Here is a 19,986-nt window from a genome sequence, read left to right as displayed (position 1 = left end):
CAGATGGCTCTCAACCACGCGCCCCGTCGCAGCCGCACCGCGCGGCTCCGCGCCAGGTCGGCCGCGGTGGCCACCGGGGTCCTCCTCACGGGCCTGCTCACGACACCCGACCACGCGCAGTCCGGCACCGACCCGAGCCCCAGCAGCGGCACCGGAGCGGCGATCGGCACGGTCGCCCGAACCGTCGGCGATGCGAGCTTCGAGCCCGGCCCCTGCCCGAAGACGCCGGAACCGATCGCCGAGCTCAAAGGGGCCCGCTGCGGAACGCTCACCGTGCCCGAGAACCGCACCGAAGCGGACAGCAGAAAGATCAAACTCGGTGTCGCGATCGTGGCGGCGGCCACCGGCAAACCGAAACCCGACCCCATCGTGTGGCTCGCCGGCGGACCCGGCGACGACGCGGTCGGAGAGGCGAAGATGGCGATCGACGGCGGCCTGAACCGCGACCGCGACGTGATCTTCATGTCCCAGCGCGGAACGTACTCGGCCGACCCGGCACTCACCTGCCGCAACATCGACGAGTTCAACGCGCGCGCGACCGGGCTCGTCTACGACGCGCCGTCCAGCGAGCGCCTGCACGTCGAGGCCACGAAGGCCTGCCGCGAGAAACTGGCGGCGAGCGGGGCAGACCTCAGCGCCTACAACGACATCGAGAGCGCCGCCGACCTCGCGGACCTGCGCACCGCGCTGGGCCTCGAGCAGTGGAACGTGTTCGGCATCTCCTACGGCACCCAGCTGGCGCTCGTCTACGTGCGCCTGCACCCCGACGGAATCCGGTCTGTGGGCATCGACGGCATCCTGCCGCCGTCCACGGGAGGGTCGGCAGTGACCTGGAGCGCCGCCAAGCAGGGCTTCGGCGGCGTGTTCAAGGCCTGCGCGGAGCAGCCCGCCTGCAACCGCCGCTACCCGAACCTGTCGGCCACCTTCGAACGCCTCGTCCGCGACCTCGAAGCCAAGCCGGTCACCACCACCGTCACGCTCCCCGGCAGCCAGAAGCAGGTGAAGGTCGTCCTGGACGGCGGGGCCCTGGTGAACTGGATGACCGCCGCCACCCACGTGGCACCCCAGGTACCCCGCGCCCTCGACGAGCTGGCCCACGGCAAACCCCAGCGGATCGCCGAGCAGTGGGCGGCCGGCAAGTACAGCCCCCAGGCCATAGGCCGGCTGTCCCACGGGCTCGTCTACGGCGTCTTCTGCAGCGAGTGGACGCCCTACGAGACCCAGGCCGAAGCACTCCGCGGAGGCCAGGAAGCCTTCCCGTCGTTCCCCCTCTCGGTACAGGCGCAGGCCCCGCTGCTCACCTTCCTCCGCCCGGACTGCGACGTCTGGAAGGTCCCCGCGGCGCCCCGCTCCATCCGAGACGTCACGAAGAGCGACATCCCCACCCTCGCCATCTCGGGCGGGTTCGACGCCCAGACCGCGGCGGCCAACGGACCGTACGTCGCCCGCACATTGAGCAACGCCACCGTAGTGACGGTCCCCTACGAACCCCACGTGGTGTTCGCCACCTCGGCGTGTGCGCAAGAGATCACCGTGTCCTTCTTCGACACTCCGACCGCGCCGAAGACCGGCTGCCTCAGCGGCCTTGAACCGCCCGAGTTCGAGATCGGGTCCTGAATGCTGCCCACCCCGTCCTGGAAGCCGGGCCGCCGGCCTCCAGGACGGGGTGACGCGCGACCTGGAGCGTGTCTCTTTGATCGGTTAGGCAGTTGATCGGATGTATCCGTCCGATTAGTGATCACTGATGCGATGTGGGATCGGATCGAGCCGCTGATGCCGGCCGATCCGGTCCGCGGTCGGCGATGGGCCGATCACCGCCGAACCTTGGAAGCCATCGCGTGGAAGTACCGCACCTGCTCTCCCTGGCGGGACCTTCCGGACGAGCTCGGCCCGTTCCAGACCGCCCACAAGCGGTTGATCAGGTGGGCCGTGAACGGCACCTGGGAACGCATCCTTGCCGCGGTCCTGGCAGCGGCCGACGACGCTGACGACATCGGCTGGACCGTCTCGGTCCAGCGGCGACCTGAGTCAGCCGGTCATCCTCGTCACCCATGGAGTGGTCTTCTACGAATTTCGGCATCGGTCCGGGGTCCCTCACAAGGACATCGTGCCGAGCTGGCGGGCTATGCGGACGAACGACCGGACCATCGGGCTGTCGTTGTCCGAACGCCAGACCAGCCCCCACCGCAGGACGGGCATGTCACGAACGGACACGTACGTGACGTCGGGGCGGACGTAGAAGCGGGTGACCTGATTGCCCAGGAGGTGGATGACCTCCCCGTCGGCCACGAGCGTGTACAGCTGGTCCAGCGTCGTGACCAGGAACTTCCGTTCGATGGCACGACCGCTGGCCGCGGAGAACGGGACGAAGGCGTCCTCGAAGTACTCGGGCTGGAGTCCGTTGGGCCCCACCACGCCGTGGTCCGCGAACGCTTCCAGGGTCACGGACGAGCGCCCGGCCAGCCTGTGGTCGGAGGCCACCAGTGCGACCCTGGGCTCCACGAAGAGCACCGGCCCCACGGTCAGATCGGCTTCTTCCACCGGAAGCCATGACAGCAGAAGGTCGATCTCTCCGTTGCGTAGCGGCGCGAACGGGTCGATGTAGCCGTTGTGGTTCAGTCGCAGTCCCCACTGCGGATGCTGCGAACGGAAGGCGTCCCAGAAGGGCCGCAGTTCGTGGCCGTTGGTGACCATGAGGCCGATCCGCAGGATGTCCGTCTGGCCCCGGGCGGTGAGCCGCGCCCGGTCCACGCTCGCCTTCAGGCTTTGGAACACCGGCCGCAAATCCCCGAGCAACTGCTCACCCACCGGCGTCAGCCGTACCCGCCGGCTGGTCCGCTCGAATAGATTCGCCCCGATCGACCGTTCCTGCTTCTTGATCGCCTGACTGATCCGTGCCGACGAAACGTGCAGCCGTTCGGCTGTCCTTCCGAAGTGCAGCTCCTCCGACAAGGTCAGGAAGATCTCGATGTCGCGCAGCTCCACGCGCCCCCACGCCCCCTCTCGTTCGTTACCCCTGCTTGACCGGCGTTGCATGATCAGCCGTCGATCATCATCTTGTCCAACCCGGATGCTCAGTGGACGAACGTCGTCACCACCAAGGTGTCGCTGACCGTGGAGGACCTGACCCTCACGGATCTCGCGACCGAGTACGAACGGCTGCGCCGCGAGGGGGCCCTCGTCAAGCCGGATCCGCCAAGAGCCGTGGGGTGAGCACCTGTTCCAGCTCACCGATCCCATCTGTGGGGCGAGAGCCTGTCTCTTGGAAGTGCGGTGCGCATGGTGCTGCATGCCGGATCGAAATCCTGTGGCAGCAGCGCTCGCCCCGCAGCGGCTGATCGAGCGGGTCGTGGGCCTCGACGAGGCGGCAGCGCTGCTGCCTGGCTTCGACCGGGCCTCCCCCGCCGGGATGACGATGATCGATCCGCTCCACGGCCGAATCCACGGCGAACGCGGCCGGGGCGGCGGGCGTGGCGTCGGGATTTGTACGGGTTGTCGGGTGATGATGGCGCAGTGCGACTTGATCACGTGTCCTATGCGGTGGCCCGCGACAGCTTCGTCTCGACCGTCCAGTGGATCGGATCGGCCCTCGGCGGCGGGTTCGTCGACGGGGGCGTGCACCCGCGATTCGGTACCCGCAATTTTATTCTCCCGCTGAGCGGCGGCACCTACGTCGAGGTCGTCACCACACTCGACCACCCCGCCGCCGACCGCGCACCCTTCGGCCAGGCGGTCGCGCGCCGCGCCGCCGAGGGCGGCGGCTGGCTCGGTTGGGTGGTCTCCGTCGACGACATCGCCCCGGTCGAGGCCCGCCTCGGCCGCACCTCGGCCGAGGGCCACCGTGTCCGCCCCGACGGGTTCGACCTGAGGTGGAAGCAGATCGGACTGCTGGAACTGCTGGAGGACCCGCAACTGCCCTACTTCCTTCAGTGGTTGGTCCCCATCGAGGAGCGCCCGAGCGCCGACCCGCGCACCTCCACCACCATCCACGGGGTCTCCATCGCCGGCGACGCCGCCTCCATCGCCGAATTCCTCGGCGAACCGGCCGACCACCCCCTCGACCAGATCGACGTCACCTGGGTCGAGGATGAGGAACCGGGCCTGGTCTCGGTCGAGTTCGCCACCGCCCACGGCCCGGTCACGATCTGACCAGGGCCCGACTGCCCCGCGGGAGCAGCCGGCTGGGGTCTCCTGGCTAGCGCGTGTCTCTTTGATGGGTTGGTCAGTTGATCGGATGTGTCTGCCCGATTAGTGATCACTGAGGCGATGTGGGGCCGGATCGAGCCGCTGATGCCGGCCCGATCCGGTCCGTGGACGGCGGTGGGCTGATCACCGCCGAACGCTCGAGGCCATCGGGTGGAAGTACCGCACCAACTCGCCCTGGCGGGACCTGCCCGACGAGCTCGGCCCGTTCCAGACCGCCCACAAACGGCTGATCAGATGGCCGTCGACGGAACCTGGCAGAACATCCTGACCGCCGCGCTGGCGGCCGCGGACGCCGATGACGGCATCGGCTGGACCGTCTCGGTCGACTCCACCGTCGTCCGCGCCCACCAGCGTTCCGCCGGAGCACGCAGTAAGGGGCCGAAGACCGCAGCGAGCCCGCCGACCACGCCCTCGCACGCTCACGCGGCGGCGTGAGCACCAAGGTCCACCTGGCCGCCGACGACCGTGCACGGCCCCTGGCCCTGACCGTCACCGCGGGCCAGGCCGGCGACGCACCCGTCTTCGAAGCGGTCATGGCCCGCATCCGCGTGCCACGAAGCGGGCCCGGCAGGCCCCGAACCCGGCCGTTGGCCGTGCTCGCGGACCGGGCCTACTCCTCCCGTGCCATTCGGTCCCACCTGCAACGACGCGGGATCCGCGCGGTCATGCCGCAGCCGTCCGACCAGATAGGCCTGAGGGCGATGATGGTCTCGGCCCACAGGAAGGCGATCCAGTCCATCGCGCAGCCGATCGGGGGCGTGCCGGGGGCGGTGTCCCGGAACGCCGAGAGGGCCAAAAGGGTGGCGGCCATCCAGGCGAGGGCGGGCCAGACCAGGCCCTGGCCGCGGGTCGTCAGGTACCAGGCGCCGAGGAGCACGGAGGCCGCCAGCGCCCACATGACGACCATCACGCCCCACGACGGCCTCTTGCCGGGACGGCGCGGCCGTCGCGTCCGACGGGGTGGGAAGGGCAACGGGCTCGTCCGGCCCGCCGCCGGGAGCGGACCTCGCGGCCACGGGGCGCGGTCTGCGGAAGCCGGGCACGCCCGTCGCGGGCGGCCGTCTTCTCCGGGACGCGGGGCGGTGGCCGCAGTACGATCCTCGTCGACCGGCCCGACGATCCACCGCATCCGGGCGTGCGTGTCGGCGCCGGTGGCGAAGCCCGCGGCCGTCCCCAGCTCGGCCAGTACGTGGCCGAAGAGCCGCTCGGCGGCGCGCCGTGCTCCGCGCGTCCGGTTCGCGGGAGCGTACGTGACGGGTGGTCCGGCGCAGCTCCGAGGGCGCGGATGCCCGGGACGAGGACGGAACTGCTGCGCCGCCGGGCCACGGCCGGCACCACGACGAACAACCGCCGTCCACCCCGCCGCCGTGGCGGGCAGTGCCGCGCCACTCAGGGCGGATAGGGGTCCTGGCCGAGGGCACATGAGGGTTCATGCACGGACATCATGCGCGTCCCGTCGTCACTCGGTTCGACCCGGCTTCCACGACGCGGCCACCGCCTGACGGGCAACCAGGCCCCGGTCTCTCGCTCCGCGCCCGGGTCACCACCCGGCTGCACCGTTGGGTCCTGGCCCACCGGGCGATCGAGTTCACGCCCACACGCATCCCGGACGGCCCAGGCCCCGGCGAGGAATGCCTGCTCCTCGTCCACATACGCCAGGTCGTGGGGCGTGTCCACTACCGGATCTGCACGGACTGCGCTCAGGGCGTCATCAACACCATCACCATCGACGACCGCTTCCAGCGCACCGGCCTGGGCACCCGCGCCCTGTCGCACCTGCGTTTCTGCCACCCGGGGATCACCTGGCACAGCACCCTGAGCCTGCGCACGACCCGCGAGTTGTTGCGACGCATGCCGATTCCGGTCGTCCCTGACACCCCCTGCCCCCATGCACACAGGCCGCCGCCCGACCCGGCGCGCGCCACCACCTGGTGCCGGGAAGACAGCACACGCGCGTCCGCGACACGTCCCCGAGAAAACTGACCAACAGTGACAAACCGGTTGTCCGTGGATCTCAGACGGTTTTAGGTCGGGGCGGTCGGTCATACGAGGCAGGAGGAAGTCATGGCCAACACATCTGACAACGGCACACAGAAGAAGGCGGGCGAAGGGAAGCCGCCGCGCCCGGCCGAAGTGATCCTTTCGGCGATGCAGCAGCTGTCCCAGCTGCTGGGCCTGCCGGCCGAGGCGGTGAGTTCGTGCGAGCGAGCCGACGACGGCACCTGGAAGCTCTCGGTCGAGATCGTCGAACTGCCCCGTGTCCCGGACACGATGACGCTGCTGGCTTCGTACGACGTCGAGGCCGACAGCGAGGGCGAGCTCATCGGCTACCGGCGCACCCGCCGCTACGAAAGGGGCCGCGCGGACCGCCGCTGAAGGCGGCTTCTCCGTCCCTGCCCCCCGAAGAAAGGGAAACGGAACAATGACTGTCGTTCCTGCCCAGCCCGCGCCCGCCGCTTCCGGCGGTGGCTCCAGCGGCCTGTACGACGTACTGGAACTCATCCTGGACCGTGGTCTGGTCATCGACGCGTTCGTACGGGTCTCGCTGGTCGGCATCGAGATCCTCAAGATCGACATACGGGTCGTCGTGGCCAGCGTCGACACCTACCTGCGGTTCGCGGAGGCATGCAACCGCCTCGACCTGGAAGCCGGACCCCGCAAGAGCCCCGGTCTGCCCGAACTCGTGGGCGAGATGACCGAATCCGGGGCGCGCGGCAAGACCAAGGGCGCCCTCAGCGGCGCCGCCGAGACCATCTCCGACGCTTTCGGCAAGGCCCGCGAGGAGAGCTCGGAGGAAAAGACCGAGAGTCGGCCGCGGCGGCGCACCGCCACCCGACGGGAGGAAAAGGAATGAGCACCTACGTCTACGGCATCACCCGCGCGTCGCAGAAGCTGCCCGAGACCATAGACGGCATCGGCGAGCCGCCGCTGCCGGTCCGCACCGTACAGGCAGGGCAGTTGATGGCCCTGGTGAGCGACGCTCCCACGGAGCTGAAGGCGAAGCGTCGCGATCTCCTGGCCCACCAGAGGGTGGTGATCCAGGCTCAGGCGGGCGGCCCCGTCCTGCCGATGCGCTTCGGCGGTGTCTCCCCCGACGACGACACCGTCGGGGCGATCCTCAGCGAGCACCACGACGCGTACATGGAACGCCTGGAGGCGCTGGCGGGCAGGGACGAGTACAACGTCAAGGCCAACCACCAGGAGGAAGCGGTCCTGTTCGCCGTGCTCGCCGCCGACCCCCAGCTCCGCGCCCGCCACCAGGCCCTGCGTGCGGCGGGCGGCGGCGGCCACGACGAGAAGCTGCTGTTCGGCGAACTCGTCGCCCGCGCCGTCTCCGAGCGTGAACGGACGGACGCCGCACTGCTCGAGCAGACCCTCACCCCGTACGCCGAGGGGGTGCGCCGGGGACCCGAGAGCGCGGGCTGGCTGGCCAACCTCTCGTTCCTGGTCGACCGCAACCGGCGCGAGGACTTCCTCGCCGCCGTCCGTACGCTGCACGAGCAGCACGAACACCTGCAGGTGCAGGCGACCGGACCGCTGCCGCCGTACAGCTTCGCCGACGCGGGCTGAGCGCCATGGGCCTGCTGAAGGAGGTACTGCTGCTGCCGGCTGCGCCGGTTCGAGGGACGGCGTGGGTCCTGCGCCAGGTCGTCGCGGAGGCGGAGCGGCAGTACTACGACCCTGCCGTCGTCCAGCGTGAACTCGCGCAGCTGGTCGCTGCCTTCGAGGCAGGGGACATGGACGACTCCGAGTTCGACCGCCGGGAGGACGAACTCCTGGCCCGATTGGAAAACAGGATGCGACCGCGATGAACAACCGCATGGCAATGGGACTGGCCGTGAGCGCCGGCTACGTACTGGGCCGCACGAAGAAGGCCAAGCTGGCCTTCGGCCTGACCACCCTGGTGCTCGGCCGCAAGCTCGCCCCGAACGCAGCCTCGGTCGCGTCCTTCATCGGCAGCCGCCTGGGGGACAACCCGCAGGTGAAGGAGATACGCGAGCAGTTGCACGCAGACCTGCGCGGGGTGGGATCGGCGGCCGTGAGTGCCCTGGTCGACCGCCGGCTGGAGGCCGTCGCCGACCGCCTGCACGACCGCACGCTGGACGTGCAGGACCGCCTCGCGGGCCTCACAGGCAAGGGCGATGACGAGGTCCGGCAGACCGATGGGGCCGACGAGGCCGCCGGCAGCGACGACGAGGGGGGTGACGGCGACGGCGGGCGTCCGGCGCGCAAGCGGGCGGCCGCCCGGACCGGCACCCGCCGTACCGGCTCCACGAGGGCCAAGAGCTCTGCGGGGACCAGCGCCAAGAGCAGCGGTCAACCGGCCGCCCGGCGCACTGCCAAGCGGTCCGCCGGCCGCGGCCGGGGAGGTGACGGCGATGCCTGAGACCGCCCTGGCACGACTCAAGGACAGCCCCGCCGCCGACCGGGCCAAGGAGGAGCTGGAGCGCTACCTCATGGCGCAGGCCGAACGGCTCCTGGCGGGTGCCGGGCGGACCATGGGCCGCTCCACCGCCCACCTGAACGCCATCGCAGACGGCAGCAGCCCCGGGTTCCGGGCACTGGCCCTCGACGGCGCCCGTAGGATCAGCAAGGGCCGCGGTCCCCTCCGGGCGGTCGTCGAAGCCGGCGCGAAGCAGGCCAAGGACAAGGCCGCGCACGCGCTGCGCGACCGACTGGGCAGGCGGGGCGGAACGCCCGGCCGTGGCAGGCCCACCGTCATCCTGGAATCGGTGGACGTGGGCGTGCCCGTCAAGGACGCCTACAACCAGTGGACCCGGTACCGCGACTTCCCCGATTTCGCGCACGCGGTCACCAGCGCCGAAGGCGTCGACGAGACCACCAGCAACTGGAACGCCAAGGTCCTCTGGTCCCGTCGCAGCTGGACGGTTCACATCACCGATCAGGTCCCCGACGAGCGCATCGTCTGGACCTCCGAGGGCGACAAGGGCACCACCACCCGCGGCGTGGTCACCTTCCACGAACTGGCGGTCGACCTCACCCGTGTCCTGCTGGTCATCGAATACCACCCCCAGGGCCTCGTCGAAAAGACGGCCAATCTCTGGCGCGCCCAGGGCCGGCGGGTCCGCCTGGACCTGAAGAACTACGCCCGCTTCCTCACCCTCGCCGGCGGCCGGCCCGACGGCTGGCGCGGCGAGATCCGCGACGGCGAACCCGTCGACTTCCACGAGGAGCAACAGGAGCCCGAGGACCTCACCGAGGACACCGGCGCCGAGGAGCCCGACGAGATCGACGCCGGGGACACGGCCGACCTCTACGACGACGAGTCCGGACCCGGCGTCGCGGACGACCAGGAGTACGAAGAGGACTACGAGGCCGAGGGCGAGGAGGCGGACGACGGCTACGAGGACGAAGCCGACGACCTCGACTCCGACTACGAGCAGGCGGAGCCGGACGAGGAATCCGAGCCCGGGGCCGAGCGGGAAACCGCCCGGCCGCGCAACCGCCGCGGAAGCCGACGGTCAGCATGACCATGCCCTCCGGCCTGCCCCGGCCCTACGACGACAACTCCAGCGCCAACCTCGCCGACATCCTCGAACGGGTCCTCGACAAAGGCGTGGTCATCGCCGGCGACATCCGCATCAACCTCCTCGACATCGAACTGCTCACCATCAAACTCCGTCTGGTGGTCGCATCAGTCGAACGCGCCAAGGAGATGGGGATCGACTGGTGGGAGCAGGACCCCGCCCTCTCCTCCAAGGCCCGCCACCGCGAACTGGGCCGTGAGAACGAGGAACTGCGCCGACGCGTCGCAGAGCTGGAAGCCCGCCAGGAGGAACACCCGTGAGCGACGAACTGCTCTACGTCTACACCGTGCTGCGCACCGGAACACCGCCGTCCCCGCCCCTGGACCTCGGCATCCCGGCCGCTTTGGGCAGGGGCCTGGAACTCGTCGACCACGAGGGGCTCACGGCGGTCGTCGAGCCGGTCGACGCGGCGGACTTCGACGAACAGCCGCTCCGTGCCCACCTGGAAGACCTGGACTGGCTCGCGGGGGTGGCCCGTGCCCACCACGGGGTGGTCGCCCGCGTCGGCAGCCGGACCACCACCGTGCCCCTCCGGCTGGCCACCATCTGCCGGGGCCGGGACGGAGTCCGTCGGCTGCTGGCGCAGGCCCGGGCGCCCCTCAGCGAGGCCCTGGAACGGGTCACGAACGCGGAAGAGTGGGGCGTCAAGCTCTACGCCCAACCCGCCGCCGCCGGCCCTCCGCCCGCCGAACCCGGCGCGGCGGCCTCCGGCGGCGCCCCCTCGGGCCGGGACTACCTGCGCCGCCGCATCAGCGACCGGCGGGCTCAGGACGATCGCACCGGCCAGGCCCAGCGCACGGCCGAAGCCCTCCACGAGCGGCTCGCCCACAAGGCGGCCGGAACCGTGCTCCACCCGCCCCAACAGCAGCAGCTCTCCAAGGCGCCGGGCCAGAACGTCCTCAACGCCGCCTACCTCGTGCCCACCGCGGACCGGCGAACGTTCCTCGACAGCGTCCCGACCGCGGACGACCTGCCGGCCGGCGTCCGGGTCGAGGTCACCGGTCCGTGGGTGCCCTACTCCTTCACCCACACCACCACCGTGCCTCCCGCGGAGCCCTCGTGATCGCAGACCAGGACGTCGCCCTCGTCGACCTCCTCGACCGCCTCCTGGCGGGCGGGGTGGTGCTCGCGGGCGACATCACTCTGCGGATCGCCGACATCGACCTCGTACGCATCGACCTCAAAGCCCTGATCAGCTCGGTGAACGACACCGTTCCCCCACCCTGGAAGCAGGGAGCCCCATGAGCCGCCCGCAGAGGATCGACCTCGACCCCGACACCGTCGAACGCGACCTCGCCTGCCTCGTCCTGACCGTCATCGAACTCCTGAGGCAGCTCATGGAGCGCCAAGCCCTCCGCCGCGTCGAGAGCGGCGGTCTCACCGAGGACCAGGAGGAGCGCCTCGGCCTGACCCTGATGCTCCTGGAAGACCGCATGGATCTCCTCCGAACCCGCTTCGGACTTCGGCCCGAGGACCTGAACATCGACCTCGGCCCGTTGGGAAAGCTCCTGTGAACGGAGCGTTTACCGCACAGGGTTGCGGTCACACGCGGGACATGACTGAATCGGAGAAGACCACCAACGCCCGTTCCACATCGCGCAGTTCCTCCAACGGGACCAAGACCCGTGACCGGACCGCAAACGCAGCCCGAGAGGGGGCGAAGGCGGCCTCCACCACGGCGAGCGGCACCGCGGGCGCCCTCAGCGCCCTGCCGGCACCGCTGGCGGAGAAGACCGCCGCCGCCGCGAAGGCCGTCAGCGGGTCCCTCGGCCGAGCCGGGTGGGTCTGGACCGCGGTCAGGGCCCGCAAGGCAGTCACGGCCGGAGCGGCCACCGCCACCGCCGCCTTCGTGACCACCGCCTACACGCTCGGCCGTCGTGCCGGCCTGCGACAGCGCGGGCCGCTCTCCAGGCTCACCGGCGGCCGCCTCTGAAAGGGCCGCGCGCGGTCAACCGCTCGCGGACCCGGGTGCTCCTGCAACGGCCGGACGGGCCGGCCTCCTGCGGGAGCCACCTGGATCGCCGCCATCGCCGGCTCTGTCATCCTGCTCGTCCTCTACCGGCTGGTCACCGGAAACAAGCGCAACCACAGCCACGCCTGAACGGCGTGTCCCACCTCGCACGGAAGCGGCTCCCCCTCTCCCGAGGGCGGAGCCGCTGCTGGTCCGGGGCACGACCGGCACAGGTACCGCGAGGGCGCCGCCGCGCCTGCCCCTCCGCGCTCGCCGAGGTGCGCCGCGGACCGCGCGCGCCGAGAGTGGAAGTACCCGGCCGGGGACCGCACCGGCCGGTCCACCGCACGAAGGAGACCGCATGGCGCGGCGCCACGTGAAGGAACCCATGCGGGGGCCGCCGCACGGGCTCCGGCGCGGTGGGACAGGTCCGGCCCCGGCCGGTCAGGGCGAGCCGGAAGCCCTCGGCGCGCAGGTGCCCGCAACGGTGGTACTCGTGACGGGCGTGGCGGGGTCGGGGAAGTCCACGGTGGCGCAGCTGCTGGCCGACCGGCTCGGCTGGGAGTACAAGGACGCCGACGACTTCCACACTCCGGCGAACCGGGCCAGGATGGCGGCCGGCGAGGCCCTGACCGACGAGGACAGACGCCCGTGGCTGGCTGCCGTCGCGACGTGGATCGCCCGGCGGATCGCAGCGCGGGAACCCGCCGTCGTCGCCTGTTCCGCGCTCAAGCGCGCGTACCGGGACCAACTGACCGGGGGACGGCCTGACGTACGTCTGGTCCATCTGCACGGTTCATGGCAACTCATCCTGTCCCGGCTGCTGTCCAGGCACGGCCACTTCTTCCCCGCGCAGCTGCTGGACAGCCAGTTCGCCGACCTCCAGGAGCCGGAGCCCGACGAGCACGCCTGCGTGGTGGACATCGACCAGCCTCCGGACGATGTCGTCGCGGACGCCGTCGCCCTTCTCGGCACCGGCACGGACCCCCCACCGGACCCTTCACCCACCGGCGCGGAGGCCTCGCCGGCCGTACCGACCGAGGAGCCGCACGTGCCCCCCACAGCAACAGGAGAACAGTGGCGGCTCCGCCACGGCGCGCAGGCGGCGGTGGTGGTCGAACTGGGCGGCGCTCTGCGCCGCTACGAGATGGGCGGGCGGCCGCTCCTCGACGGATTCGCTGCCGGCGAGCGGATCACCGGCGGACGGGGACAGCTCCTCGTGCCCTGGCCGAACCGGGTGGACGGCGGGCGCTATGGCTTCGGTGGTGAGGACCAGCAACTCCCGCTGACCGAACCGGAGAACAACAACGCGATCCACGGGCTCCTGAGGTGGGTGCCGTGGCAGCTGCTGGCCCGCAGCGAGGACGCGGTCACCGTGGGCACCGTCCTCTTCCCGCAGCCGGGATACCCGTACCAGCTGGAGGTCGCCGCCGAGTACCGGCTCGGCCGGGAGGGGATGGAGACCACCGTCACCACCACCAACGTGGGGGACACGGCCGCCCCCTACGGCGTGGGCCAGCATCCCTATCTGACCGTGGGCACCGACCTGGTGGACACCGCGCTGCTGACCGTGCCGGCCCGCCACCGGCTCGTTACCGATGAACATGGCCTGCCGGCCGGTGAGGAGCCGGTCGAGGGCACGGCGTACGACTTCCGCGCCGCCCGGCCCATCGGCGACATACGACTGGACACCGCGTACACGGGGCTCGACCGGGACCCCGCCGGGCACTGCTCGGTCCGGCTGGCGCACCCTTCGGGGCAGCATGGCATCGACGTACGGCTCATCGAGGGCATCCGGTACGTGCAGGTCTACACCGGGGACACGCTGTCCGAGCCAGGGCGGCGTCGGCGCGGCGTAGCCATCGAGCCTATGTCCTGCCCGGCCAACGCCTTCCGCAGTGGCACGGCGCTCACCGTCCTGGAACCGGGTGGCAGCCACGTCTTCCGGTGGGGCCTGGCCCCGTGGGGGTCCTGGTGACCGCGGACACCGGGCCGTCGACGCCGCCGCGGCCCATGACCGGTGACGACTTCCTCGCGCTGTACGAGGAGCTGCGGGACAGGAGCCCGCGCGCCCCGGACGACCGGCGCGGAACCCTCGGCCATCTGACGCCCGAGCGGGTGGTGGCCGCCACCGCCGAGGTCCGTTCCGGCCTCACGGTGTCCTTGGCCGCGCCCATCGAAACCCTGCCCGGCCCGGACAATCCCGAACCCGCCCACCACCGGATGATCGCTCCCGCTCCCGCTGCCGGTGAGACCGGCGCCGAGGGTCTGCACTTCGCACGCGACCGGTTCGCGATGAACGTGCACGGGGACGCGGACAGCCATCTCGACGCGCTGTGCCACGTGCTGTTCGACGGGGAGCTCTACAACGGTGTGCCGGCGAGCAGCGTGACGCCGGAGGGCGCCGGGGCGCTCTCCGTCGAGGTCGTCCGGGACGGCATCGTCGGCCGTGGCGTGCTCCTGGACATTCCGCGGCTGCGGGGGGTGCCCTGGCTGGAGCCCGGGGATGACGTGACCGCCGATGACCTGACCGCTGCGGAGGCGGCCCAAGGGGTCCGGGTCGGGCCGGGGGACATGCTGTTCGTACGGGTCGGGCATCGCGCACGGCGCCGGGAGCGCGGCGCGTGGGACGCGGCGCGGGCCCGGGCAGGCCTGCATCCCGCGGCCGTCCGGTTCCTGGCCGAGCGGCAGGTGTGCGTGCTGGGCGCGGACGGCAACAACGACACGGCCCCCAGCGCGGTGGCCGGGATCGACTTTCCCGTGCACGTGCTGGCGATGCACGCCATGGGACTGCATCTGATGGACTACCTGCAGTTCGAGGACTTGACCCAGGTGTGCAGCCGCGCGGGCAGGTGGTCCTTCCTGTGCGTGGTCGCGCCGCTCAGGCTACCGGCGGCCACCGGCTCACCCGTGAACCCGATCGCCGTTTTGTGACAGCCGCGCGCGGGAGCCCCGTCCGGTCGCCGCTCGCGGAGAGGAGGGATACGTTCGAAGAGGTGGGGTGGGGTGGCTGCCGTGTCTCGGCAGCGCGCAGAGAGAGGGCCCGGTGACAGGCGGGGCCCACGAGCGCAAGGACGGTGGTCGCCGTGGGCGACTCCCCGCACTACGACGTCATCATCATCGGTTCGGGCGCCGGCGGCGGTACGCTCGCCCACCGGCTCGCCCCGACCGGTAAACGGGTGCTCATCCTCGAACGCGGCGGCTACCTCCCACGCGAGCGGGACAACTGGGACTCCACCGCCGTGTTCGTGAAGGGCAAGTACCGTGCCCCGGAGTTCTGGCTGGACAAGCACGGCGACGAGTTCCCGCCGGAGGTCAACTACTACGTCGGGGGGAACACCAAGTTCTACGGCGCCGCCCTCTTCCGGCTGCGGCCCGAGGACTTCGGGGAGCTCCGCCACCACGACGGGCTGTCGCCGGCGTGGCCGATCCGGTACGAGGACCTGGAGCCCTACTACACCGAGGCCGAGCACCTCTACCTCGTCCACGGACGCCACGGAGAGGATCCGTGGGAAGGGCCGTACAGCGCCCAGTACGCCTACCCGCCGGTCGAGCACGAGCCACGGATCCAGCAGTTGAGCGACGACCTGGAGAAGCGCGGCCTGCACCCGTTCCACCTGCCCATCGGCGTCGACCTGAGCCAGGACGAGAACGGGCGGGCGACCAGCTCCAGCGCCTGCATCCGCTGCGACCGCGTGGACGGCTTCCCCTGCCTGGTACGCGGCAAGTCGGACGCCCAGGTGATCTGCGTGGAGCCCGCCCTGCGGCACCCGAACGTGGAAATGATGACCAATGCGCGGGTGGTCCGGCTGGAGACCGACCCGACCGGACGCAGCGTCAGCACGGTCGTGACCCGGGGTGAGGACGGGGTCGAGGCCTCCTGCTCCGCGGACGTCGTGGTCGTCGCCTGTGGGGCGGTCAACTCGGCGGCGCTCCTCCTGGCCTCGGCCAACGACCGCCACCCACGCGGGCTGGCGAACAGCTCCGACGTGGTCGGCCGACACTACATGCGCCACAACAACCTTGCCCTGATGGCCATTTCGAAGGACCCCAACGACACCAAGTTCCAGAAGACCCTGGCCCTGCACGACTGGTACCTCGGCGCCGACGACTGGGACTACCCGCTGGGCGGCATCCAGATGCTCGGCAAGTCTGACGCCGACCAGATCCACGGTGAGGCGCCCCGCTGGGCAGGTGCCGTGACCCCCGACATGCCCTTCGAAGTCATGGCCCACCACGCGGTCGACTTCTGGCTGTGCGGCGAGGACCTCCCCCTCCCCGACAACCGCGTCACCGTCGACGGCGACGGCACCATCCATCTCGTGCTCGACGAGAAGAACAACATCGAGGGGCTGAAACGCCTGCGGCACAAGCTCCAGGGCATGCTCAGCCATCTGGGGATGCACGAGCACCAGCTCCTGTCACGCAGCCTCTACCTCCACAAGGGCATGCCGATCGGCGCCACGGCGCACCAGGCGGGCACCGTACGGTTCGGCGACGACCCGGCCACCTCCGCGCTGGACGTGAACTGCAAAGCGCACGACCTCGACAACCTGTACGTGGTCGACACGAGCTTCTTCCCGAGCATCGGGGCGGTCAATCCGTCCCTCACGGCGATCGCGAACGCCCTGCGGGTGGGCGACCACCTCGTGGAACGGCTCAGCTGACCCGGCGGCTTCCTCCGACCGGGCGTTGTTGCCCGGCCGTGTGGCCCAAGAACACCTCGCACGAGGGGCCGGTCTCCGGAGAGGGTGCTTCGGTGGCGTTCGGGCCCTGTCGGGCCGCGGTCCGACGGACCGGATCGGGCAGTCGAGGAGGCAGTCGATCGTGAGCTCCACCGAAGGCGTACCGCAGGGAGTGATCTCCGCTCATCTGCTCAAGGGCCAGAAAGCACTGGTCACCGGCGCCAACAGCGGAATCGGCAAGGCCACGGCCATCGGCCTGGGCCGGGCCGGCGCCGACGTGGTCGTGAACTACGTGGCCGGCACCGAAGAGGCCGAAAAGGTGGTCGCGGAGATCGCCTCGTTCGGCGTACGCGCTGCCGCGTACGAGGCGGACGTGTCCCAGGAGGACCAGGTCGTGGCCATGATGGACCGGATGGTCCAGGAGTTCGGCACGATCGACATCCTGGTCGCCAACGCCGGACTGCAGCGCGACGCCCCGTTCGAGGAGATGACGCTCGCCCAGTGGCAGAAGGTGCTGGACGTCAACCTCACGGGTCAGTTCCTCTGCGCGCGGGAAGCGACGAAGGAGTTCCTGCGGCGCGGTGTCGTTCCGGAGGTGTCCCGCGCGGCCGGAAAGATCATCTGCATGAGCTCCGTCCACCAGCTCATTCCCTGGGCGGGGCACGCGAACTACGCCTCCTCCAAGGGGGGCGTGCAGATGCTGATGGCGACCCTGGCCCAGGAGCTCGCGCCCAAGAAGATCCGCGTGAACGCCATCGCTCCGGGAGCCATCAAGACTCCGATCAACCGGGACGCATGGGAAACGCCTGAGGCTCGGAAGGACCTGCTGCGGCTGATCCCGTACGAGCGCATCGGCGAGCCCGACGACATCGCCCACGCGGCCGTGGCCCTCGCCTCCGACCTCATGGACTACGTCGTGGGCACCACGCTCTACGTGGACGGCGGTATGACCCTCTTCCCCGGCTTCGCCACCGGCGGCTGAGCCTCGTCCGGCCCGTCATCCCGAGCGGCAAAGGAACGCATGCACACCACGGTCCATCTGCTGGCGGCAGACGCCCCCGCCCAACTGCTCCCGGCCAGGGAACTCATGGCGTTCACCCTCGCCTCCCACATCATCCTGGTGCCGATGGGAGTGGCGCTGCCGCTCATCACCCTCGTCATGCACTACCGCGGCCTGCGCAGGAACGACGCCACGGCCCTGCTGCTGGCCCGGCGCTGGTCGGCCGTGATGGCCGTGCAGTTCGCGATCGGCGTCGTCACCGGCACCGTACTGTCGTTCGAGTTCGGCCTGCTCTGGCCCGGGCTGATGGGCAAGTGGGGCGATGTCTTCGGCGTCGGTTTCGGCGTCGAGGCCTGGGCGTTCTTCCTCGAAGCGGTGCTCATCGCCATCTACCTGTACGGCTGGCGCAGGCTGAAGCCGCGCACCCACTTCCTGCTCGGGCTGCCGCTGCCGGCCGCCGCGCTGCTGGGGGCCTTCGGCATCCTGGCCGCCAACTCGTGGATGAACACCCCGCAAGGGTTCACGCTCGACCCCCAGGGCAACCCGGTCGACGTGAACGTCTGGAAGGCCATCTTCACCCCGATGTTCGGGCCGCAGTACTGGCATTTCGTGGTGGCGATGCTGGTGACGGCGGGCTACGTCGTGGCGGGCGTCTATGCCGTCGGGTGGCTTCGCGGCCGTCGGGACCGCTACCACCGGCTCGGCTTCACGGTCCCCTTCACCATCGCCGCGGTGGCCACTCCGGTGCAGCTCATGCTGGGGGACTCGATCGCCCGGCAGGTGTTCCAGAAGCAGCCCGTGAAGTTCGCCGCGATGGAGATCGTCTGGGAGACCGACACCCACGTTCCGGAGTACCTCTTCGGCCGGCTCCATCCGGACGGCACTGTCTCCGGCGGCATCAAGATCCCCCAGCTCGACTCCATCCTGGCGGGGTTCAGCCCGGACACCAAGGTGACCGGGCTGACCTCCGTACCGGCGAGCGACCGGCCGAACGCCACTCAGGCCACGATCGCCCACTGGGCCTTCGACATCATGGTCGGGATCGGGAGCCTGCTCGTGCTCCTCGTCCTCTGGTACGGCCTGATCTGGCTGCGCCATCGCCGGCTGCCCCGCTCCAAGTGGTTCTACGGCAGCGCCGCCTGCGCAGGCGCAGGCTCCCTCGTAGCCGTCGAATGCGGCTGGATCACGACCGAGGTGGGCCGCCAGCCATGGATCGTCTACCAGAACATGCGCGTCGCCGAAGCCGTGACATCGACCCGCTCCACCACCCTCTGGATCATGTTCGGTCTGGTGATCGTGGTGTACCTGCTCATCTTCGGGTCGTTCCTCGTCGTCCTGCTGAAGATGCGCGACCGCTGGCGCCTGGCCGACGAGCAGACAGGCGGGCGGCCGGTGGAGGCGCCGGAGTCGGTCACTCCCTACGGCCCCCGTCCTCCTGTCCCGGCCGGAGACGCCCGGTCCTCGGGAGACGGCGGCTCCACTGCGTCCGGGGACGGTGAAACGTGATGGCCGATCTCGTCGCCTTCGTGCTGCTGATCGCCGTGACCGCCTACGCCTGCGCCGGCGGGACCGACTACGGCGCGGGCTTCTGGGACCTGACGGCCGGCGGAGCCGAGCGCGGCAAGCGCCCCAGATGGCTGATCGACCACGCGATGGCTCCCGTGTGGGAGGTCAACAACGTCTGGCTGGTCTTCGTCCTCGTCATCATGTGGACCGGATTCCCGGTGCTGTTCCAGACCGTGTTCACCGCGATGTGGCTCCCCCTGGCGCTGGCCGCTCTCGGCATGGTCCTGCGCGGCGCCGGCTTCGCCCTGCGCAAACCCACGCGCCGACTGGCCCGGCAGCGCCTCTACGGAGCCGTGTTCGCCATCGCCTCCCTGCTCACCCCGTTCTTCCTCGGGGCAGCCGTAGGCGCCATCGCTTCAGGCCGGATCGCACCGGGTACCGAAGCCTCGGCGGATGCGTGGGCCAACCCGGCGTCCCTCCTGTTCGGGCTCCTCACGATCGCCGCGACCGCACTCCTCGGCGCCGTCTTCCTGACCGCCGACGCCGCACGCTTCGACGCACCCGACCTCGTCGGCTACTTCCGGCTCCGCGCCCTCCTCGGCCTCCTTGCGGTCGTCGTGACGGCTGTGGGCGTGCTCCTCGTCACCCGCGGCGACGCCCCCCACGTCTGGCACGGACTGACGCATGGTGCAGGGCTCGCCCTCGCGGCCGTTTCCGCGGTGTTCCTCGCAACCACGGCGCTGCTCGTGCTGCGGGGCAGGGCCCGCTGGGCCCGCTTCAGCGCCGTCGGCATGGTCGGCGCGGCCGTCTTCGCCTGGGGCCTCGCCCAGCGCCCCTACCTCATCCCCACGTCCCTGACCGTGGCGGACGCCGCAGGCGATTCCCAGACCCTGGCCTGGCTGTCGGTGGTCAGCCTCGTCGCCCTGCTGCTCATCGTCCCGGCCGTCTTCTTCCTCTACTGGCTGGACACCCATGGCGAGCTGGAGCCCCTCACCGACTCCGACCTGCAGCGGATCCGCCCCACGCGGGGTGACGCGGCCGACGGCGACTGACTCCGGAAGCCTCGAGTTCCCCATTGCGCACATGAGG

22 protein-coding genes and 4 pseudogenes are annotated in these 19,986 nt (G+C 70.6%); 24 read left to right on the top strand and 2 right to left on the bottom strand.

The window, feature by feature from the left end; all coding sequences use genetic code 11:
• Positions 1–3: 3 nt before the first annotated feature.
• Positions 4–1,617 (top strand): alpha/beta fold hydrolase, encoded by a 1,614-nt coding sequence (locus AB0D48_RS31740; RefSeq protein ID WP_362404750.1) that lies wholly within the window; start codon positions 4–6, stop codon positions 1,615–1,617.
• A 132-nt stretch (positions 1,618–1,749) separates the two neighbouring features.
• A pseudogene (locus tag AB0D48_RS31735) lies at positions 1,750–2,013 on the top strand (transposase); the annotation flags it as partial.
• Positions 2,014–2,094: 81 nt separating this feature from the next.
• Here AB0D48_RS31735 and AB0D48_RS31730 read toward each other — a convergent pair.
• On the bottom strand, positions 2,095–2,985 hold the full coding sequence (locus AB0D48_RS31730; RefSeq protein ID WP_362404748.1) for a LysR family transcriptional regulator: 891 nt from the start codon (positions 2,983–2,985) through the stop codon (positions 2,095–2,097).
• A gap of 72 nt (positions 2,986–3,057) precedes the next feature.
• On the opposite strand from AB0D48_RS31730, the gene AB0D48_RS31725 reads away from it, so the two are divergent.
• From AB0D48_RS31725 to AB0D48_RS31715, 3 genes and pseudogenes are all read left to right on the top strand, one after another.
• A complete protein-coding gene (locus tag AB0D48_RS31725) occupies positions 3,058–3,213 on the top strand; it encodes a hypothetical protein (protein ID WP_362404745.1) in 156 nt (51 codons plus the stop codon).
• 300 nt (positions 3,214–3,513) lie between these two features.
• A complete protein-coding gene (locus tag AB0D48_RS31720) occupies positions 3,514–4,149 on the top strand; it encodes a VOC family protein (protein ID WP_266845586.1) in 636 nt (211 codons plus the stop codon).
• A gap of 87 nt (positions 4,150–4,236) precedes the next feature.
• Positions 4,237–4,892 (top strand): annotated as a pseudogene (locus AB0D48_RS31715) (IS5 family transposase); the annotation flags it as partial.
• Here the strand turns inward: AB0D48_RS31715 and AB0D48_RS31710 are convergent.
• A pseudogene (locus AB0D48_RS31710) lies at positions 4,817–5,116 on the bottom strand (DUF4436 family protein); the annotation flags it as partial. The pseudogenes AB0D48_RS31715 and AB0D48_RS31710 overlap by 76 nt on opposite strands.
• Before the next feature lie 521 nt (positions 5,117–5,637).
• Between AB0D48_RS31710 and AB0D48_RS31705 the strand changes: the two are divergent.
• The 19 genes and pseudogenes from AB0D48_RS31705 (at position 5,638) to AB0D48_RS31615 (ending at position 19,949) form a co-directional block, all read left to right on the top strand.
• The gene (locus AB0D48_RS31705) at positions 5,638–6,189 is read left to right on the top strand and encodes a GNAT family N-acetyltransferase (RefSeq protein ID WP_362404741.1); all 552 of its coding nucleotides are present in this window, start codon (positions 5,638–5,640) and stop codon (positions 6,187–6,189) included.
• 81 nt (positions 6,190–6,270) lie between these two features.
• Positions 6,271–6,582: a gas vesicle protein GvpO gene (gvpO, locus tag AB0D48_RS31700; RefSeq protein WP_362404738.1), complete on the top strand. Its 312-nt coding sequence runs from the start codon at positions 6,271–6,273 to the stop codon at positions 6,580–6,582.
• Between the two features lie 46 nt (positions 6,583–6,628).
• On the top strand, positions 6,629–7,060 hold the full coding sequence (locus AB0D48_RS31695; RefSeq protein ID WP_362404734.1) for a gas vesicle structural protein GvpA: 432 nt from the start codon (positions 6,629–6,631) through the stop codon (positions 7,058–7,060).
• Positions 7,057–7,776, top strand: coding sequence for a GvpL/GvpF family gas vesicle protein (locus AB0D48_RS31690; protein ID WP_362404732.1), 720 nt, complete (start codon positions 7,057–7,059; stop codon positions 7,774–7,776). Before AB0D48_RS31695 ends, AB0D48_RS31690 begins: the two co-directional genes overlap by 4 nt.
• A 5-nt stretch (positions 7,777–7,781) precedes the next feature.
• Positions 7,782–8,018, top strand: a complete 237-nt coding sequence (locus tag AB0D48_RS31685; RefSeq protein ID WP_362404729.1) for a gas vesicle protein GvpG — start codon at positions 7,782–7,784, stop codon at positions 8,016–8,018.
• A complete protein-coding gene (locus AB0D48_RS31680; protein WP_362404726.1) occupies positions 8,015–8,593 on the top strand; it encodes a DNA primase in 579 nt (192 codons plus the stop codon). The genes AB0D48_RS31685 and AB0D48_RS31680 overlap by 4 nt, the downstream gene beginning before the upstream one ends.
• On the top strand, positions 8,586–9,698 hold the full coding sequence (locus tag AB0D48_RS31675; protein ID WP_362404723.1) for an SRPBCC family protein: 1,113 nt from the start codon (positions 8,586–8,588) through the stop codon (positions 9,696–9,698). The genes AB0D48_RS31680 and AB0D48_RS31675 overlap by 8 nt, the downstream gene beginning before the upstream one ends.
• Entirely contained in the window at positions 9,695–10,015 is a 321-nt protein-coding gene (locus AB0D48_RS31670) for a gas vesicle protein (protein ID WP_362404720.1), read from the top strand. Before AB0D48_RS31675 ends, AB0D48_RS31670 begins: the two co-directional genes overlap by 4 nt.
• The gene (locus AB0D48_RS31665; RefSeq protein WP_362404717.1) at positions 10,012–10,818 is read left to right on the top strand and encodes a GvpL/GvpF family gas vesicle protein; all 807 of its coding nucleotides are present in this window, start codon (positions 10,012–10,014) and stop codon (positions 10,816–10,818) included. The genes AB0D48_RS31670 and AB0D48_RS31665 overlap by 4 nt, the downstream gene beginning before the upstream one ends.
• Positions 10,818–11,000 (top strand): gas vesicle protein, encoded by a 183-nt coding sequence (locus AB0D48_RS31660; RefSeq protein WP_362404781.1) that lies wholly within the window; start codon positions 10,818–10,820, stop codon positions 10,998–11,000. The genes AB0D48_RS31665 and AB0D48_RS31660 overlap by 1 nt, the downstream gene beginning before the upstream one ends.
• Entirely contained in the window at positions 10,997–11,269 is a 273-nt protein-coding gene (locus AB0D48_RS31655) for a gas vesicle protein K (protein ID WP_362404714.1), read from the top strand. Before AB0D48_RS31660 ends, AB0D48_RS31655 begins: the two co-directional genes overlap by 4 nt.
• Before the next feature lie 41 nt (positions 11,270–11,310).
• Positions 11,311–11,688 carry a hypothetical protein gene (locus AB0D48_RS31650; protein WP_362404711.1) on the top strand — a complete coding sequence of 126 codons (378 nt, stop codon included), beginning with the start codon at positions 11,311–11,313 and terminating at the stop codon, positions 11,686–11,688.
• A 75-nt stretch (positions 11,689–11,763) separates the two neighbouring features.
• A pseudogene (locus AB0D48_RS31645) lies at positions 11,764–11,856 on the top strand (GlsB/YeaQ/YmgE family stress response membrane protein); the annotation flags it as partial.
• 211 nt (positions 11,857–12,067) lie between these two features.
• A complete protein-coding gene (locus AB0D48_RS31640; RefSeq protein WP_362404708.1) occupies positions 12,068–13,684 on the top strand; it encodes a gluconokinase, GntK/IdnK-type in 1,617 nt (538 codons plus the stop codon).
• Positions 13,685–13,719: 35 nt separating this feature from the next.
• Positions 13,720–14,640: a cyclase family protein gene (locus tag AB0D48_RS31635; RefSeq protein WP_362404778.1), complete on the top strand. Its 921-nt coding sequence runs from the start codon at positions 13,720–13,722 to the stop codon at positions 14,638–14,640.
• A gap of 152 nt (positions 14,641–14,792) precedes the next feature.
• Positions 14,793–16,373: a GMC family oxidoreductase gene (locus AB0D48_RS31630; RefSeq protein WP_362404705.1), complete on the top strand. Its 1,581-nt coding sequence runs from the start codon at positions 14,793–14,795 to the stop codon at positions 16,371–16,373.
• 160 nt (positions 16,374–16,533) lie between these two features.
• The gene (locus AB0D48_RS31625; RefSeq protein ID WP_362404702.1) at positions 16,534–17,373 is read left to right on the top strand and encodes an SDR family oxidoreductase; all 840 of its coding nucleotides are present in this window, start codon (positions 16,534–16,536) and stop codon (positions 17,371–17,373) included.
• A gap of 39 nt (positions 17,374–17,412) precedes the next feature.
• Positions 17,413–18,897, top strand: a complete 1,485-nt coding sequence (locus AB0D48_RS31620; RefSeq protein WP_362404699.1) for a cytochrome ubiquinol oxidase subunit I — start codon at positions 17,413–17,415, stop codon at positions 18,895–18,897.
• Complete coding sequence (locus AB0D48_RS31615) at positions 18,897–19,949, top strand: cytochrome d ubiquinol oxidase subunit II (RefSeq protein ID WP_362404696.1); 1,053 nt, start codon at positions 18,897–18,899, stop codon at positions 19,947–19,949. The genes AB0D48_RS31620 and AB0D48_RS31615 overlap by 1 nt, the downstream gene beginning before the upstream one ends.
• The last annotated feature ends 37 nt before the right edge of the window (positions 19,950–19,986 follow it).

The organism is Streptomyces sp. NPDC048269, assembly GCF_040652395.1.
Taxonomy (GTDB): Bacteria; Actinomycetota; Actinomycetes; order Streptomycetales; family Streptomycetaceae; genus Streptomyces.
Note: the sequence above shows the minus strand (reverse complement) of the source record. Positions and strands in the feature narration are given on the sequence as shown.

Coding starts and splice junctions, on each gene's coding strand:
- AB0D48_RS31685 (WP_362404729.1), top strand. CDS start 7,782: ATGGGCCTGCTGAAGGAGGTACTGCTGCTGCCGGCTGCGCCGGTTCGA.
- gvpO (WP_362404738.1), top strand. CDS start 6,271: ATGGCCAACACATCTGACAACGGCACACAGAAGAAGGCGGGCGAAGGG.
- AB0D48_RS31620 (WP_362404699.1), top strand. CDS start 17,413: ATGCACACCACGGTCCATCTGCTGGCGGCAGACGCCCCCGCCCAACTG.
- AB0D48_RS31635 (WP_362404778.1), top strand. CDS start 13,720: ATGACCGGTGACGACTTCCTCGCGCTGTACGAGGAGCTGCGGGACAGG.
- AB0D48_RS31705 (WP_362404741.1), top strand. CDS start 5,638: ATGCACGGACATCATGCGCGTCCCGTCGTCACTCGGTTCGACCCGGCT.
- AB0D48_RS31655 (WP_362404714.1), top strand. CDS start 10,997: ATGAGCCGCCCGCAGAGGATCGACCTCGACCCCGACACCGTCGAACGC.
- AB0D48_RS31740 (WP_362404750.1), top strand. CDS start 4: ATGGCTCTCAACCACGCGCCCCGTCGCAGCCGCACCGCGCGGCTCCGC.
- AB0D48_RS31690 (WP_362404732.1), top strand. CDS start 7,057: ATGAGCACCTACGTCTACGGCATCACCCGCGCGTCGCAGAAGCTGCCC.
- AB0D48_RS31650 (WP_362404711.1), top strand. CDS start 11,311: ATGACTGAATCGGAGAAGACCACCAACGCCCGTTCCACATCGCGCAGT.
- AB0D48_RS31615 (WP_362404696.1), top strand. CDS start 18,897: ATGGCCGATCTCGTCGCCTTCGTGCTGCTGATCGCCGTGACCGCCTAC.
- AB0D48_RS31675 (WP_362404723.1), top strand. CDS start 8,586: ATGCCTGAGACCGCCCTGGCACGACTCAAGGACAGCCCCGCCGCCGAC.
- AB0D48_RS31670 (WP_362404720.1), top strand. CDS start 9,695: ATGACCATGCCCTCCGGCCTGCCCCGGCCCTACGACGACAACTCCAGC.
- AB0D48_RS31640 (WP_362404708.1), top strand. CDS start 12,068: ATGGCGCGGCGCCACGTGAAGGAACCCATGCGGGGGCCGCCGCACGGG.
- AB0D48_RS31695 (WP_362404734.1), top strand. CDS start 6,629: ATGACTGTCGTTCCTGCCCAGCCCGCGCCCGCCGCTTCCGGCGGTGGC.
- AB0D48_RS31680 (WP_362404726.1), top strand. CDS start 8,015: ATGAACAACCGCATGGCAATGGGACTGGCCGTGAGCGCCGGCTACGTA.